This window comes from Clostridium saccharobutylicum DSM 13864, assembly GCF_000473995.1.
Taxonomy (GTDB): Bacteria; Bacillota; Clostridia; order Clostridiales; family Clostridiaceae; genus Clostridium; species Clostridium saccharobutylicum.
In genome coordinates this window covers 2964500-2979752 of record NC_022571.1, presented here as the reverse complement: position 1 = coordinate 2979752, position 15253 = coordinate 2964500, and the positions used below count along the sequence as shown (strand labels likewise).

General features: G+C 28.8%; 17 protein-coding genes and 1 riboswitch. Of the genes, 13 read left to right on the top strand and 4 right to left on the bottom strand.

Annotated elements, in window-relative coordinates; all coding sequences use genetic code 11:
- Positions 1-11: 11 nt before the first annotated feature.
- The 9 genes from mobA (at position 12) to CLSA_RS12735 (ending at position 7045) form a co-directional block, all read left to right on the top strand.
- Positions 12-590, top strand: a complete 579-nt coding sequence (gene mobA, locus CLSA_RS12775; RefSeq protein ID WP_022746768.1) for a molybdenum cofactor guanylyltransferase — start codon at positions 12-14, stop codon at positions 588-590.
- Positions 589-749, top strand: a riboswitch (molybdenum cofactor riboswitch). (Overlaps the previous gene by 2 nt.)
- Positions 750-1046: 297 nt before the next feature.
- Entirely contained in the window at positions 1047-2072 is a 1026-nt protein-coding gene (locus CLSA_RS12770) for a molybdopterin-binding protein (protein ID WP_022746767.1), read from the top strand.
- 3 nt (positions 2073-2075) lie between these two features.
- Positions 2076-3281, top strand: a complete 1206-nt coding sequence (locus tag CLSA_RS12765) for a molybdopterin molybdotransferase MoeA (RefSeq protein ID WP_022746766.1) — start codon at positions 2076-2078, stop codon at positions 3279-3281.
- A 181-nt stretch (positions 3282-3462) separates the two neighbouring features.
- A complete protein-coding gene (gene moaC, locus CLSA_RS12760) occupies positions 3463-3945 on the top strand; it encodes a cyclic pyranopterin monophosphate synthase MoaC (RefSeq protein ID WP_022746765.1) in 483 nt (160 codons plus the stop codon).
- Entirely contained in the window at positions 3935-4441 is a 507-nt protein-coding gene (gene mobB, locus CLSA_RS12755) for a molybdopterin-guanine dinucleotide biosynthesis protein B (RefSeq protein WP_022746764.1), read from the top strand. Before moaC ends, mobB begins: the two co-directional genes overlap by 11 nt.
- Positions 4438-5421: a GTP 3',8-cyclase MoaA gene (gene moaA / locus CLSA_RS12750; RefSeq protein ID WP_335618156.1), complete on the top strand. Its 984-nt coding sequence runs from the start codon at positions 4438-4440 to the stop codon at positions 5419-5421. The genes mobB and moaA overlap by 4 nt, the downstream gene beginning before the upstream one ends.
- 86 nt (positions 5422-5507) lie before the next feature.
- Positions 5508-5939 (top strand): MOSC domain-containing protein, encoded by a 432-nt coding sequence (locus tag CLSA_RS12745; RefSeq protein ID WP_022746762.1) that lies wholly within the window; start codon positions 5508-5510, stop codon positions 5937-5939.
- Positions 5927-6418, top strand: coding sequence for a MogA/MoaB family molybdenum cofactor biosynthesis protein (locus CLSA_RS12740; protein ID WP_022746761.1), 492 nt, complete (start codon positions 5927-5929; stop codon positions 6416-6418). The genes CLSA_RS12745 and CLSA_RS12740 overlap by 13 nt, the downstream gene beginning before the upstream one ends.
- Before the next feature lie 111 nt (positions 6419-6529).
- On the top strand, positions 6530-7045 hold the full coding sequence (locus CLSA_RS12735) for an HXXEE domain-containing protein (protein WP_022746760.1): 516 nt from the start codon (positions 6530-6532) through the stop codon (positions 7043-7045).
- Positions 7046-7273: 228 nt separating this feature from the next.
- Here the strand turns inward: CLSA_RS12735 and CLSA_RS12730 are convergent, their stop codons facing one another.
- The 3 genes from CLSA_RS12730 to modA all read right to left on the bottom strand — a co-directional run bounded on the left by CLSA_RS12730 (position 7274) and on the right by modA (position 10365).
- Complete coding sequence (locus CLSA_RS12730; RefSeq protein ID WP_022746759.1) at positions 7274-8320, bottom strand: sulfate/molybdate ABC transporter ATP-binding protein; 1047 nt, start codon at positions 8318-8320, stop codon at positions 7274-7276.
- Positions 8320-8997: a molybdate ABC transporter permease subunit gene (modB, locus tag CLSA_RS12725; protein ID WP_022746758.1), complete on the bottom strand. Its 678-nt coding sequence runs from the start codon at positions 8995-8997 to the stop codon at positions 8320-8322. The genes CLSA_RS12730 and modB overlap by 1 nt, the downstream gene beginning before the upstream one ends.
- A gap of 564 nt (positions 8998-9561) precedes the next feature.
- Positions 9562-10365: a molybdate ABC transporter substrate-binding protein gene (gene modA / locus CLSA_RS12720; protein ID WP_022746757.1), complete on the bottom strand. Its 804-nt coding sequence runs from the start codon at positions 10363-10365 to the stop codon at positions 9562-9564.
- 205 nt (positions 10366-10570) lie between these two features.
- Here modA and CLSA_RS12715 point away from each other — a divergent pair, with 205 nt between their 5' ends.
- The 4 genes from CLSA_RS12715 (at position 10571) to scpB (ending at position 14656) form a co-directional block, all read left to right on the top strand.
- Positions 10571-11536, top strand: coding sequence for a substrate-binding domain-containing protein (locus tag CLSA_RS12715; protein WP_041716267.1), 966 nt, complete (start codon positions 10571-10573; stop codon positions 11534-11536).
- 239 nt (positions 11537-11775) lie between these two features.
- Entirely contained in the window at positions 11776-12969 is a 1194-nt protein-coding gene (locus tag CLSA_RS12710; RefSeq protein WP_022746755.1) for a D-alanyl-D-alanine carboxypeptidase family protein, read from the top strand.
- Positions 12970-13302: 333 nt separating this feature from the next.
- Positions 13303-14049 (top strand): segregation/condensation protein A, encoded by a 747-nt coding sequence (locus CLSA_RS12705; protein WP_022746754.1) that lies wholly within the window; start codon positions 13303-13305, stop codon positions 14047-14049.
- The gene (scpB, locus tag CLSA_RS12700; RefSeq protein ID WP_022746753.1) at positions 14042-14656 is read left to right on the top strand and encodes an SMC-Scp complex subunit ScpB; all 615 of its coding nucleotides are present in this window, start codon (positions 14042-14044) and stop codon (positions 14654-14656) included. The genes CLSA_RS12705 and scpB overlap by 8 nt, the downstream gene beginning before the upstream one ends.
- An 82-nt stretch (positions 14657-14738) precedes the next feature.
- On the opposite strand, the gene ytfJ is transcribed toward scpB, so the two are convergent.
- Positions 14739-15245 carry a GerW family sporulation protein gene (gene ytfJ, locus CLSA_RS12695; protein WP_022746752.1) on the bottom strand — a complete coding sequence of 169 codons (507 nt, stop codon included), beginning with the start codon at positions 15243-15245 and terminating at the stop codon, positions 14739-14741.
- Positions 15246-15253 lie beyond the last annotated feature (8 nt).

Below are 15253 nucleotides of genomic sequence, written 5' to 3'. Positions count from 1 at the left end.
AGGATGATTTTATGGAAATTAGTGCATTAGTCCTAGTTGGTGGGAAAAGCAGAAGAATGAATGGAAATAATAAAGCTTTTCTTAAATTTGAGAATAAGAGCTTTATTGAAAAGATAACTGATCAATTAACAGAATTTCATAATATTTATATATCGGTAGATGATAAAGAGAAATATAAAAATTTAAACTTTATTTTATTAAAAGATATATGTAAGGATATTGGTCCAATCGGTGGAATATATTCAGCATTAAAAGCAATTGATGAAAAATATATTTTTGTAACTGCGTGTGATATGCCTAAGATTACAAAAGAATTTGTACAATTTATGTGTAATTCTATTATAGAAGATGCTCAATGTGTAGTAACCCAAGATGAAGACGGAAGAATTTATCCATTGGGAGGAATCTATTCTAAAGATATAATTTATATAATCGAAGATATGATAAAGCAAAAAGACTACAAGCTTTTAAACTTAATAAAGAGAGCTAAATCTAAAATTATTTGTTTGTCTGATACTAAGTTTAATAAGGACATTTTAGATAATATAAATAATTTAGAAGAATATAACAAGCTAGAAATAAAAAAATAAATTAAATAATCTCCGTGCAAAAATATCTAAGGAATAAGGCATATGCTTAAATCTATGATATTGCGCCAAAGTGAAAAATTATATGATTAATCACTTTCAGGGTTACTTGGGAAACCATTTGACCTTCCGTATTTGAAAAGGAGAGTTATTTACTTAGGCACAATCAAAAAGCCAATCTACCTAATTATTTAAGAAAAAATATTTATGACAGATTGGATTTGTTATTTTTTTATGTGTCTTTAAAGGATTACTTTATCCTTCAGTAAATAATGAGTGAATTTAGAGCATATTACTTTTGAGTATATAGCTGTATTGTTCGCGCCTTTTTATATGGTGGAATAATACAGTTTTTTTATAGATTAGAATTAATGATAAATCAAAATTTTTAAGTGATTGAAAAATAACAATAACTATTTTTGTTTGAAAAAATTTTATTTTAAAGATAGGAGCATAATTATGAAAAAAATAGCTACAGTTGATGCAGTAGGACATGTAATATGTCATGATATTACTAGAATTGTAAAAGATGTAGTAAAAGATAGAGCTTTTAAAAAGGGACATATAGTTAGAGAAGAAGATATTCCTGTATTATTATCAATTGGAAAAGAGCACCTTTATGTTTGGGAGAAAGAAGAAGGAATGCTCCATGAAAATGAGGCGGCAGAGATTTTATATGATATCTGTAAAAATGAAAATCTTAAGCCCTCAGAAGTTAAAGAAGGTAAAGTTGAAGTAATTGCAGATATAGATGGTTTATTTAGAGTTGATGTTGATAGATTAGATAAGATTAATGAAATGGAAGAAATTATGATAGCTACAAGGCACACTAATTATCCAGTTAAAAAAGGTGATAAACTTGCAGGAACAAGAGTTATACCACTTGTTGTTGAAGAAGAAAAATTAAAGAAAGCGCAAGAAATTGCAGGCAATAATCCGCTTATGGAATTATTACCATATAAGAATATGAAAGCTGGAATAGTTACTACAGGAAGTGAAGTTTATAAAGGAATAATTAAAGATACATTTACACCAGTTGTTATAAACAAACTTAATGAATATAACATTAGTGTTTGTGGCCATAAAATAGTAAATGATGAGAGTGACATGATTGTAAATGCTATCACTGAATTAAAGAATGATGGTGCAGATCTTATTATTTGCACAGGAGGAATGAGTGTTGATCCAGATGATTTGACTCCTAGTTCAATTAGAAAGAGTGGGGCGAAAATTATATCATATGGTGCACCAGTTTTACCAGGAGCTATGTTCTTATTAGGATATTTTGAAGATGAAACACCTATTATGGGATTACCAGGTTGTGTTATGTATGCAAAAGCAACTATATTTGATTTAGTATTACCAAGAGTAGCAGCTGGAGTTAAGATTACAAAGAAGGATATTTCAAAGATGGGTCATGGAGGGTTATGCTTAGGTTGCACCCCTTGTAAATATCCAAACTGTGGATTTGGAAAAGGGGTATAGATTGTGCTTAATGTAGAATTAGAAGAAGCTATTGAGCTAATGACTCAAAGTATAGAAGAAACTACAGATTTTGATGAAATTGAGTTAATAGATGCTTGTGGAAGAATAAGTGGAGAAGATATTTATGCGCCTATGAATAATCCTCCATTTGATCGTTCACCTCTTGATGGATATGCACTTATAGCAGATGATACGAAGGGAGCAAGCAAAGAAAACATTAAAACATTAACTGTTGTAGATGTTATATATGCAGGTGGAGATAGTAAAAGAACTATTAAAAAAGGTGAAGCAATAAGGATTATGACAGGTGCTAAAATGCCTAAAGGTGCTAATTGTGTAATAAGGCAGGAACAAACCAATTATGGAGAAGATAAAGTTGAGATTTATAAAGAACTTTCTGAGTATGATAATTATTGTTTCGCGGGTGAAGATATAAAAGAGGAAGATTTATTAATAAAAAAAGGTGAACTAATTACTTATGTTCATATTGGTATCCTTTCAAGTATGGGAATTACAAAGATTAAAGTAAAATCTAAACCTAGAATTGCTTTACTTGTTACTGGAGATGAGGTTGGAATTCCAGGAGAATCATTAAAAGAAGGTAAAATATATGATAGCAATTTACACTTGTTATATTCTAGATTAAATGAGTTTGGATTAAAGCCAATTATTTATGAAATAATTGGAGATTCTGGTGAAAAGGTTAGTAAAAGGATTTGTGAAATTGTTGACAACGTAGATCTTATAATTACCACAGGCGGAGTATCGGTGGGACAAAAAGACATTTTGCATGATGCATTGCCTTTAATAGGAGCTAAAAGATTGTTTTGGAAAGTTAATTTAAAGCCTGGAACTCCAGCAATGTATTCGTTATATAAGAATAAGCCAATATTATCTTTATCGGGTAATCCTTTTGCAGCACTAACAACATTTGAACTTCTAGCAAGACCTATATTGGGTAAAATAACACAAAATAAAAATTTGTATACTAAAAAAGTCATAGGAATTATGGAAGATGAATTTAATAAACCAAGTGTTAGAAGAAGATTTATAAGAGCTTATTTTAATGATGGAAAAGTTAGATTTGTTGAAAATAAACATTCTTCAGGAATGCTTGCATCTATGGTTGGATGTAATTGTTTAATAGATGTGAGTGAGGGAACACTAAAATTAAATAAAGGTGATAAAGTAGAAGTTATTTTATTGTAAAGAAACTGTACATATTAGATATGTTCAAAAATAGCAATTCTATTTATCTTTTTGTCCAATGAAAAATATCTATGGCAAATTAGGCCTTGTTATTTATTTTTATATGTCTTATTTAGGTGTTTATTTAAAACATAAAAGTATATTTTAAAATGAAAAAGTGAATTTTAAGGATGTGTAATATATGGAAAATAAGTTTAATCATTTTGATTGCAATGGAAATGCCGTTATGGTTGATGTTTCGGAAAAAAACATAACATCAAGAACAGCGATTGCAAGTGGAAAAATTTTTGTGAATGAAAATGTCATGGAAGCAATTTTAAATCAAACTGTTAAAAAAGGAGATGTACTTGGAGTAGCTAGAGTTGCTGGAATAATGGGAGTAAAAAGAACCTCAGAGTTAATTCCAATGTGTCATCCATTAATGATTAGTAAATGCAGCGTAGACTTTAAAATAAATGAAGAAGAAAATTATATAGAGGCTATTTGTACTGTTAAAGTAGAAGGTAAGACAGGTGTGGAAATGGAAGCTTTAACAGGAGTTAATGTAACACTTCTAACGATTTATGATATGTGTAAGGCAATAGATAAAACTATGGAGATTTCTGAAGTTCATTTGACAAGGAAAACAGGTGGAAAAAGTGGAGAATTCATAAATGAAAAATAATAAAAAGCCTATGTTAATTGCAGTAAGCGGTATTAAAAATTCAGGAAAGACAACTCTTATAACAAAATTAATACCAAGATTGATAGATTTAGGCTATAAAGTTGCTACGATTAAACATGATGGACATGATTTTCAAAGTGATATAGAGGGAACGGATTCATATAAACACAAAGAAGCAGGAGCATATGGAAGTGCTATTTTTTCAAAAACTAAATTTATGATAGTAAAGGAACAAAATCAAATTTCTGAAAATGAATTATTTAATTATTTTCCAGAGGCAGATATTATTTTACTGGAGGGGTTTAAATATTCTGATTATCCTAAAATAGAAGTTGTAAGAAAAGGGATATCAAAAGATTATATCGGTAAAAAGGAAAGTTTGATTGCAATAGTTACTGATTTAGAATGTAAGTTTGAGGGTATAAAAACTATTAATATAAATAATATTGGGGAAATTATAGAAGTATTACTTAATGAGTGTAAGGAGGTGCAATGATGATTGACATTTATAATAGGAAGATTGATTACATAAGAATTTCAGTTACTGATAGATGTAATTTAAGATGTATTTATTGTATGCCAGAAGATGGAATAAAGAGCGTAAACCACAGTGAAATATTATCATATGAAGAAATTATTCATTTATGTGAAGCTTTTGCAAAGATTGGAATTAGTAAAATAAAAATAACAGGGGGAGAACCGTTAGTAAGAAGCGATTTAGCATATCTTATTGAGAAAATAAAAAATATAAATGGAATTAATAATGTTACTTTAACTACAAATGGAATATTGTTAGAAGAACAAATTGATTCTTTAGTTAAAGCAGGATTAGATGCAGTTAATGTGAGCATTGATGCATTAGATGAAAGTACATATAAATATATTACTCGTATTGGAAATGTAAGTAGTGTAATAAGAGGAATAAATAAAGCTTTAGAATACAAGAATCTCACTGTAAAAATAAATTGTGTACCTATAGACGGGACAAATGGTAAGCAAATATTAGATATAACGAAGATGGCAAAAAATAAAAAATTAAATGTTAGATTTATTGAGCTTATGCCTATTGGACTTGGAAAAAAAATGAATGGCTTAGGTGAAGATGAAATAAAAGAAATTATTGAAGAAGAATTTGGAGAGCTTACTCCATTTAATAAATCATTAGGCAATGGTCCAAGCCATTATTATAGTTTAGAAGATTTTGAAGGAAAAATAGGATTTATTAGTGCGGTTAGCCATAAGTTTTGTGATAAATGCAATAGAGTTCGTCTCACTTCAAGAGGATTTTTAAAAACTTGCTTACAATATGATAAAGGTATAAATTTGAAAAAAATGATAAGTGACGGAGAAAATCAAGAGGAATTAATAGATGCTATTAAAACCACAATTTATAATAAACCACGAAAGAATAGATTTTTAGAAATCAATTCTCATGAAGATTTTGAAAAACATATAATGTCAGAAATAGGTGGCTGATAAATTTTAATACGGTTAATAATATTTTTGACTATGTCTATTTGAATTTTAAAGATGTAATTTACATAAAGTTAGGAGAATGTATAATGGGTAAAATTATTGCTATTTGTATAAGTGAAAAGAGAGGAACAGCAAAGAAAAATATAGGTGAGTGTAATATTATTGAGGGATTTGGATTAGAAAATGATGCTCATGGCGGAAATTGGCATAGACAAGTAAGTCTACTATCTTATAATAGAGTACTTGATTTTAATGCTAAAGGCGGAGATGTGGAAGATGGAGCTTTTGGAGAAAATATCTTAGTTGAAGGAATTGATTTTAAAACTTTACCTATAGGAACAATATTTAAATGTAATGATGTTGTTTTAGAGCTCACTCAAGTTGGTAAAGAGTGTCATGCGCATTGTGAAATATATAAGAGAGTTGGAGATTGTATTATGCCTAGAGAAGGAGTCTTTGCAAGAGTAATACATGGTGGAAAAATTAAAGTAGGAGATGATCTAGTATGTTCAAAGTAGCTATAATCACTTCAAGTGACAGTGGATATGCAGGTATTAGAGAAGATAAAAGTGGTCCGGTTATAAAAAAAATAGTTGAAGAAAATGAATTTGAAGTTGTACATACAATATTATTGCCAGATGAGCAAAATATGCTTAGTGCTGAAATGAAACGAGTTTGTGATAATCATATTGCAGACCTTATTTTAACAACAGGAGGTACAGGTTTTTCACCAAGAGATTGTATGCCAGAAGCAACTATGGAAATAGGAGAAAGAAGTGTTCCAGGTATACCAGAAGCTATGAGAGCATATAGTTTGCAATTTACTAAAAGAGCTATGCTAAGCCGTGCTGTAGCAACAATACGTAAAAACACATTAATAATTAATTTACCTGGAAGTCCAAAGGCAGTGACAGAATGTCTAGAATATATTATAACTGAACTTAAACATGGTTTAGAAATATTGACAGGACAAGCCACTAACTGTGCAAGGAAATAATTAATTTTTTAGTTTTAGTTTAATTATTTGTAACGCAATATAATTATGGTGTTATATGTATATAATACCATAATTATTTTTGTATAATAGTAGATTAAGAGGTGATTATAAATGAATAACATCCAGGTAATTCTATGGCTTTTTCCTATCATTTTCATTTTTCATGATTTTGAAGAAATAATTTTTATAGAATATTGGATAAGTAAAAATAGGCATTATTTATATGAAAGATTTCCAATGTTATCGAAAAGGTTATTGCCTCATTTTGATAATATTACAACATCATCTTTTGCTTTTGGAGTAGCGGAAGAGTTTATTTTGATTAGTATAATTACAATTTTCTCTTATGTAATGAATATGTATAGTTTATGGATGGGATTGCTTATTGCATTTACTTTACACTTAATAATACATTGCGTTCAAACATTAATAGTAAAAAAATATATTCCTGCCATTGTTACAAGCATTATTTGTTTGCCTATTTGCATTTATATTATCAACTACATGATGAAATTATTTACCATAAATACAGTTATTTTATATTCTATTTTAGGTTTTATAATTATGGTGGTCAATTTAGTTATCATACATAAATTTATGGCATCATTTAGTAAATGGCTATCTTAATATTAAATTTGAATTAGAGAGAATTGTATTAAAATCATATAGGAGAATGTGGTCAAACCATTCCATCATGCTCCTAAATGCAAGCTTGTGACAAGTAAGAATGAAACAACTTTTACTGAAGAAATAGCTATAACAATATTCTAAATTCAATGCTGTGTGAAACAGTACCATTATTTTCGATAAGTTACTACATAAATCTAAATCTTGATTTGGATATCTATGTATAATCTAAAAATAAAATAAATGATCTGATGAAAATTTTAGATATACTGTATCATTTAGCGAAAAGCTCATATTCTTTTTCTCTGTTTTAAACTCGACTAAGTTAGAATTAGGGTTAATACTATTTTTTAAATAAATAGTAAACTCAAATGGATTTTCTACAATATTATCAACTATGTAAGGAAATGTGTTAATCGCATTGTTATATGTACATACCTCTATATTGTGAGCTCTTATACAAATGTATTCAATGTTTTCAGGGACTTCGTTATTTATAGTGTATTCATGTCCCCAATTTTCAGCATAAATGGTATTATTACTAGTTTTTCTAGCTTTTGAGATGTTCTTGCAGCCAGTTAAAGTTGCTTCAGAAAGTGTCTTAGGGTAGTTAAATAAATCTTTTTTATCTCTTTTTTCTAGAGATACTCCATTTTCATAAACAATTATATCATCACAAACTCTATAGGCTTCATTTATATCATGGGTAACAAAGATTACATTACCACTATAATTTTTTACTATATCCATTAGCTCTTTTTCTAGATTATTTCTTAAATGCTGATCTAAAGCAGAAAATGGCTCATCTAAAAGTAAAATATCAGGAGAGGTTATAAGTGCTCTAGCTAAAGCAACCCTTTGCTGCTGGCCACCTGATAATTGCCAAGGATAATGTTTTTCAAGTCCTTCTAAGTGAAATCTCTCAATGTATTCTTTAGTTAGAGATTTACGTTTTTTGCTGCTAATATTAGAAACCCCGGCTTCAATATTATCAATTATATTCATATTAGGGAAAAGAGCATAATTTTGAAAAAGATAACCAACTTTTCTATTTTGACAGTTTAAGTTAATCTTATTTTCAGAATCATAAAAAACTTTATCATTAACAATTATTTCTCCTTTAGATGGCGAAACTAATCCTGATATGCATTTAAGACTTATACTTTTTCCAGAACCAGATGCACCTAAAAAACCTAATACACCTTTTTTATGTTCAAAATTGATCTTTAAATCAAATGAGGGAAGATGCTTTTCTATGTTTACATACAGCGACATTATTTAGCTCTCCTTCCAAGCAGTTTTAAGTGGGATTCAGAAAAATAGTTCATTATTAAAATTAAAAATAATGATAAAGTAACAATTATAATAACCCAAAGTATAGCTTTTTGCATATCTCCACCTTCAGCAGCAAAGAATATTGCAAGAGGCATAGTTTGAGTTTTTCCTGGAATATTTCCAGCTAACATAAGTGTTGCACCAAATTCTCCCATAGCTCTTGCAAAAGATAATACTAATCCGCCTATAATTCCAGGCATAGCTAAAGGAATAGCAATTTTATAAAAAACTTTAAATTCGCTTAAACCAAGTGTTCTAGCAGCAAATAAAATATTAGTATCTATTTGTTCAAAAGCAGAACGAGTAGTTCTATACATCATAGGAAATGAAACTACTATGGCTGCTATTACTGTAGCAGTCCAAGTGAAGATTAATGATGTATTAAAAAGTTCTAATATCCTTCCAACTGGGCCATTTTTACCACAGATAAGCAATAAAAAGAATCCTACAACAGTTGGAGGAAGAATTAGAGGTAAAGTAAATAGACCATCTATTATTCCTTTACATTTTCCTTTGTAATTTGCCATCCAATAAGAAATTGCAATGCCTAAAAAAAATGTTATTATTGTTGCTAATACAGCTGTTTTTATAGAAATCCATAAAGGCGTAAAATCCATATATAATCCTCCTTTTAAATTAGACTTATGTTATAGCTAACCGAAATAGAGGTCATGCATTTGTTTCGGTTACTGAAAATTTTGATAGATGCTTCTAAGATTGCAAGTTGTACCCACAATGCTTGCTTCCCAGATACGCTGTGAGCAAGCATATGTGGGTACAACTTGCAATCTAAGAAGCATAGTTATCAAAATTTTCTGAGGTAACACTACACAAAAGCATGACCTCTATTTCTAGTTTTGGATATATATTCAAACCATAAGTGTGATTCATAAATTGGATATCTAGAGAGATAAATAATTTATTAACTAGATTTATGCTTTGAAATATATTATATACTAGAAAGTAAGTGGATTCTTTTGCGTAGAATTGCGTTTAGAATATTGTTATAGGTATTTGTTCAGTAATAGTTGTTCCATTCTTGCTTGTCACAAGCTTGTCTCGGGAGCATGCTGGAATGGAACAACTATTACTGTTAGAAATCCATAGCAATATTCTATAGCAATCGAGCAAAAGAATCCACTTACTTTCGGTAAGTTACCACATAAGTTTAAGATTTTTTGTTATGCTAATCCATAACCATATTTTTCAAAGATTTTCTTACATGTATCAGTAAATAAGAAATCTTCAAAGGCTTTTGCATCTTCAGAATTTTTGCTAGACTTTATTACCCCAATTGGATAAGTTATAGGAGAATGCTTGTCTTCAGGAACTGTTTCGATTATTTTACAAGAATTACTACTTAAAGCATCACTTTTATAAACAAATCCTACTTCAGTATTTCCAGATGTTGACCAAGCAAGAACCTCTTTTACATCCTTAGCAAAAACAAGTTTTGACGATACAGAATCTTTAATACCAAGTTTAGTAAAAACTTCATCCGCATATTGTCCAGCCGGTACACTTTTAGGTTCTCCAACTGCAATCTTTTTAACTTTGTCACTTGTTAAGTCAGAAAGATTTGTTAAAGTTGTATCTTTTGGACCAACTAAGACTAAATCATTTTTAACTAAATCTTTTTTAGTATTTTCAAGGATTAATGATTTTTTATCTAATGCTTCCATTTGACTTTGACCAGCAGAAATAAATACATCACAAGGAGCACCTTGTTCTATTTGTTGTTGAAGAGATCCAGAAGCTCCATAATTAACAGTTAAAGTAACATTAGGTTTAGTCTTTTTGAATTCAGCTTGTATATCTGTCATTGCTTCTTTTAAACTGGCAGCAGCAGAAATATTTAATTGTATAGAATTTTCAGTAGTAGTATCGTTAGATTTGGTTGATGAAGTATTTGGGGCACCACAACCTATAAGTAATGATGTTATCATTAAAGTTAATATGGTAATAGCACCTATTTTCTTTTTCATAAGTAAAACCTCGCATTCATTATTTAAAATTAATATAGTTCTGTTTTGTTATGTTTTATCATGTTTGGTTTGCTTTTATAATACTAGCATTAATTATAATAAAATTCAATATATTAACTTATTTTGTTATTAGTTTGATATTATTGCTAGAAATTTTATCTTTTAAATGTTAGAATTATATATTATTGAAGAAGGAGGGAATTCTATGGATTCAGAGAAATCCCTAACAGCAGTGGATGTTGCTGAATTACTTAAAATAACTAAAAATACTGTGTACGAATTAGTTAAGCGTGGGGAGTTGCCTGGCTATAAAGTAGGAAAAAAATTAAGAATAGATAGAGATGATGTTGAAAATTATATAAATAATCAAAAGATTTCTAAAAGCAATAGAAATAAAAACATTATTTTAAATAGTGAATTAACTAAGCAAACATATACTAATAATGTTTTAAATTTAGAAAATCCAAATGATATTATAATATCTGGGCAAGATGTAATATTAGATGTTTTGGCAGAACATATTAGAGAAAAAGTTAATGATATGAGAGTGCTTAGATCAAATACAGGAAGTTATGCAAGCCTTTATGATTTGTATAACGATAAAATTTCTGTTTCATCGGTACATTTATGGGATGGTGATACTGATGAATACAATACTGCTTTTGTCAGAAAAATGCTTCCTGGAGTATCTTGTTTTATTATAAATTTAGCATATAGGAATGTTGGGTTTTATGTAACAAAAGGAAATCCTTATAAGATCAATAAATGGAAGGACCTAACTAAATCAAATATCTCTATGATTAATAGAGAAAAAGGTTCTGGAATTAGAATTTTGTTAGATGAAAAGTTGAGATTAAACAATATAAGTAAGGAACAAGTTAATGGATATGATATAGAAAAACAATCTCATTTTGCAGTGGCTAGAAGTATAGCTAGAGGCGAAGGAAATGTTGGAATTGGAAATGAAAATATAGCAAATACAGTTGATGGAATTGATTTTATTCCACTTCAAGAAGAAAGATACGATTTAGTAATTAGAGAATCTGATTTAAAATATCCAATATATAAATTGATACTAAGCACAGTTCGAAGTGAGGAATTTAAAAAGGAAGTCGAAAGTTTAGGAGGATATGATTTAAAAGATATTGGTAAAATACTTGCGAAAACATAAATTATGTTTCAATATACAAAATTAATATAATGTTTTTAATATATAAAGATGTAGATAATTTGCTACATCTTTTTTGCATTTATTAAGAGTGTATTTATATTGTGTAAAAGAAATTATTATATGGTTCATAAATCAAAAAATAATAAAAATTTCCTGTAGAATTTTTAGAAGAAATTAGAGTTACTTGTGATATTATTTTCTTCACATGGTAACACTAATTTTGAAGGGAGGAAGTAAAAATGAAAAATAACATTAAAAGAATCATATCTTTTACTTTGATATTTATTTTTACAATATTGCTTTTACCAATTAGTAATTTAGTAAATGCTGCAACTTTAAAAGATGAAGAAAAATCTGATGGAACTCAAATAGAAGCTAAATCGGCTTTATTAATGGAACCTACAACTGGAAAGATACTTTATGAAAAAAATGCAGATGAAAAATTTGCTCCAGCATCTGTAACAAAAATAATGACTATGTTGCTTACTATGGAAGCTGTAGATAATGGGAAAATTAGCTTAGATGATAAAGTAACATGCAGTGAAAATGCTAAAAAGATGGGTGGAAGCACAATGCTTTTAGAAACTGGTGAAATAAGAACCGTAGAGGAACTTCTAAAAGGTGTTGCAATAGCGTCAGGAAATGATGCGGCTGTTGCACTTGCAGAATATCTCGGAGGAACAGAACCAGACTTTGTTGCTATGATGAACAAAAGAGCACAAGAGATTGGTATGAAGAATACAACATTTAAAAATTGTAATGGGTTACCAGCAGATGGTCACTTATCAACTGCAAATGATATAGCAAAAATGTCTATGGAATTATTAAAACATCCTAAAGTATTAAAATATACAGGAACATACATGGATTCTATATCAGAGGGAAGAAAATCACCAATAGAACTAGTAAATCATAATAAATTAGTTAGGTTTTTTGATGGTTGCGATGGACTAAAAACAGGATTTACAAATGAGGCTAAATATTGTATAAGTGCAACAGCAACAAGAAATGGTGTAAGAATGTTATCTGTAATTATGGGAGCACCAACCTATAAAATAAGAAATCGTGATGCAGGAGTATTGCTCAATTATGGTTTTTCAAAATATGAGGGTAAAAAGATTGTGGCTAAAGATGAAGAATTGCAAAAAGTATGTATGGATGAACAAACAGATAAATTCTTTATAGCTATGGCAAAGGATGATTTGACTGTAGTAGTACCAAAAGGAGCAAGTAATAATTTAGTAAAGAAAATAATTCTAGATGAAACTAAGAAAGAATACAAAGCTGGAGAAGTTATTGGTAAATGTGAAGTTTATTTAAATGATGAAAAAGTAGGAGAAGTAGAAGTATATTCTGATAGAAATATAAAGAAGGGTAACTTCTTAGATAACATAAAATATAACATTAAAAATTTATTTAAAAAGGGTGTATAATGTTATAAATTTAATTTAGATTATAAAAGAATGAATAACCTTTATAGTAGAATGTTTAGTTATACTATATAAGGTTATTTTTCTTGTTTTGAACAATATAAATTGTTATTATATATTGTGAAGTAATTATGACTAAACTTTAGACACATTCAAAAAATAGCAAGTTCATTTGCCAGCCTATTTTTCATCGTCCTGCATCGGCAAATTGACCTAATAGTCCGCTGTGGGGAGAATTTCCATCCTTGCCTAATGAAAAATATCAATGGTACTTTGGAATTGTTATTTATTTTCATGTGCCTTAGCTTTGGAAACCTATGATGGAGGAGGTATTATATGGAACTTCCGAAAATTAAAATTAATGACTTTGAAGGTCCTTTTGATTTATTATTACATTTAATAAAGAAAAATCAAATGAGTATATATAATGTAAAAATATATGAGATAACTAATCAATATCTAAATTATCTTAATACTATGAAAGAGATGGATTTAGAAATTACATCTGAATTTATTGTAGTTGCAGCTACATTAATAGAAATAAAATCTAAGTATCTATTACCTAAGCCAAAAAAAGAAGAGGAAAACGAAGAGGATGAAGAAAAGAACCTTCTTGAAAAGCTTATAGTTTATAAGAAAATAAAAGGTGTATCACAATTTTTTAAGGATAGATATATTAGTGCAGGAGAAGTATATGGAAAAAAACCAGAAATAATAGAAGAAAGGAAACAAAGTAATGCCAAAGAGGATTTATTCAAAAATACAAGTCTTTTAGAATTATATAATATATATAACAATCTGCTAGAGATTTATAATAATAAACAGAATAGAAATAATGTTATACAAAAGAAAATTTATGTTGATAAATATAAAATAGAAGACAAGCAGCAGATAATCCTAGAGAGATTAAAAAAAGGAGATGTTAATGATTTTGAAGATCTTGCAAGAGATTGCGAATGCAAATTAGAGCGAATTGTAACCTTTTTAGCATTACTTGAAATGATTAAACAAAGGATGGTTAAGGTTTATCAAAGCGATAGTTTTATGAAGATAATAATTGAGAGGAGAGAAGAAGATGTCTAATAGTAAAGCAATTCAAATTCCTTTTATAGATGATATGAGAAAAAATTCTTTAAAATCAGCTATAGAATCTTTATTATTTGCCAGTGGTGAACCTTTAAGTTTAAATGATTTAGCAAATCATCTTGAAGAAAAATCTAAACTTATCGAAATTCTTATTCAAGAGATGATGGAGGAATATGATAAACCAATTAGGGGAATAAAGATAATATGCATAAAAGGAGGCTATCAACTAGTTACTAAATCAGAAAATGCAGATTATATTCAAAAACTTTTGAAGAAAAATAAAAGACAATCTTTATCTCAAGCATCAATAGAAAGTTTGGCTATAATAGCATACAAACAACCAATAACTAGAATTGATATAGACGAAATAAGAGGTGTAAAATCTGAGAGTGCTATTCAAAGGTTAGTAGAAAAAGAATTGATAAAAGAAGTTGGTAGATTAGAAGTTCCAGGAAGACCAATTTTATATGGGACTACGGAGGAATTTTTAAGACAATTTGAATTAAGAGATTTAGAAGAACTTCCTTCATTGGACTTATTTGGGCACGAGGATATTCAAGAAGAAATAGATATAAATGAAAATAATTCGAGTCAATTAGAGTAAGGTAGATTGAAAAAATAGAAATAGGTGTACTGAATTTTCAGTACACCTATTTCATTTACAAAATTAAAAAATTAGGAGCTATTTAAATATTATGATTATCACAACAGTTATTATTTTGAGCATAACTGTCAACATTAGTATTATTTCCATTATCAGAATTTTTATTCTTATCATCACAATTTTTATTATCTTTGCTGCTATTTTTATTCTTACAGCTTAAATCTTTAACTAGACTTTTTATCATATCTAAAATTTGAGGAACAGTATCAACAATTCTATCATAAGTAGTATCGGCATCAACAGGTAACATTCTAACGCTATCTTCTTTAACTACTAAAAATGCAACTGGTCTTACAGATGCACCAGCGCCGGAGCCACCGCCAAATGGAAAGATTGAATTATCAGCATTTGGCTTTGAATATTCACTACCGCCAGATGCAAAACCAAATGATAATCTTGAAACTGGTATTATGTAAGTTCCATCTTTTGTTTCAACAGCATCTCCAATTACTGTATTTACATCAATCATGTTTCTAAGATTCTCTATGGTGTTTTTCATTAAATTTTCAACTGGTTGTTCATTTGCCATAATTATCC

Bases quoted from the DNA above. Each gene is read 5' to 3' on its own strand.
- mobA (WP_022746768.1), top strand. From the start codon at position 12: ATGGAAATTAGTGCATTAGTCCTAGTTGGTGGGAAAAGCAGAAGAATG.
- CLSA_RS12770 (WP_022746767.1), top strand. From the start codon at position 1,047: ATGAAAAAAATAGCTACAGTTGATGCAGTAGGACATGTAATATGTCAT.
- moaC (WP_022746765.1), top strand. From the start codon at position 3,463: ATGGAAAATAAGTTTAATCATTTTGATTGCAATGGAAATGCCGTTATG.
- mobB (WP_022746764.1), top strand. From the start codon at position 3,935: ATGAAAAATAATAAAAAGCCTATGTTAATTGCAGTAAGCGGTATTAAA.
- moaA (WP_335618156.1), top strand. From the start codon at position 4,438: ATGATGATTGACATTTATAATAGGAAGATTGATTACATAAGAATTTCA.
- CLSA_RS12745 (WP_022746762.1), top strand. From the start codon at position 5,508: ATGGGTAAAATTATTGCTATTTGTATAAGTGAAAAGAGAGGAACAGCA.
- CLSA_RS12740 (WP_022746761.1), top strand. From the start codon at position 5,927: ATGTTCAAAGTAGCTATAATCACTTCAAGTGACAGTGGATATGCAGGT.
- CLSA_RS12735 (WP_022746760.1), top strand. From the start codon at position 6,530: ATGAATAACATCCAGGTAATTCTATGGCTTTTTCCTATCATTTTCATT.
- CLSA_RS12730 (WP_022746759.1), bottom strand. From the start codon at position 8,320: ATGTCGCTGTATGTAAACATAGAAAAGCATCTTCCCTCATTTGATTTA.
- modB (WP_022746758.1), bottom strand. From the start codon at position 8,997: ATGGATTTTACGCCTTTATGGATTTCTATAAAAACAGCTGTATTAGCA.
- modA (WP_022746757.1), bottom strand. From the start codon at position 10,365: ATGAAAAAGAAAATAGGTGCTATTACCATATTAACTTTAATGATAACA.
- CLSA_RS12715 (WP_041716267.1), top strand. From the start codon at position 10,571: ATGGATTCAGAGAAATCCCTAACAGCAGTGGATGTTGCTGAATTACTT.
- CLSA_RS12710 (WP_022746755.1), top strand. From the start codon at position 11,776: ATGAAAAATAACATTAAAAGAATCATATCTTTTACTTTGATATTTATT.
- CLSA_RS12705 (WP_022746754.1), top strand. From the start codon at position 13,303: ATGGAACTTCCGAAAATTAAAATTAATGACTTTGAAGGTCCTTTTGAT.
- scpB (WP_022746753.1), top strand. From the start codon at position 14,042: ATGTCTAATAGTAAAGCAATTCAAATTCCTTTTATAGATGATATGAGA.
- ytfJ (WP_022746752.1), bottom strand. From the start codon at position 15,245: ATGGCAAATGAACAACCAGTTGAAAATTTAATGAAAAACACCATAGAG.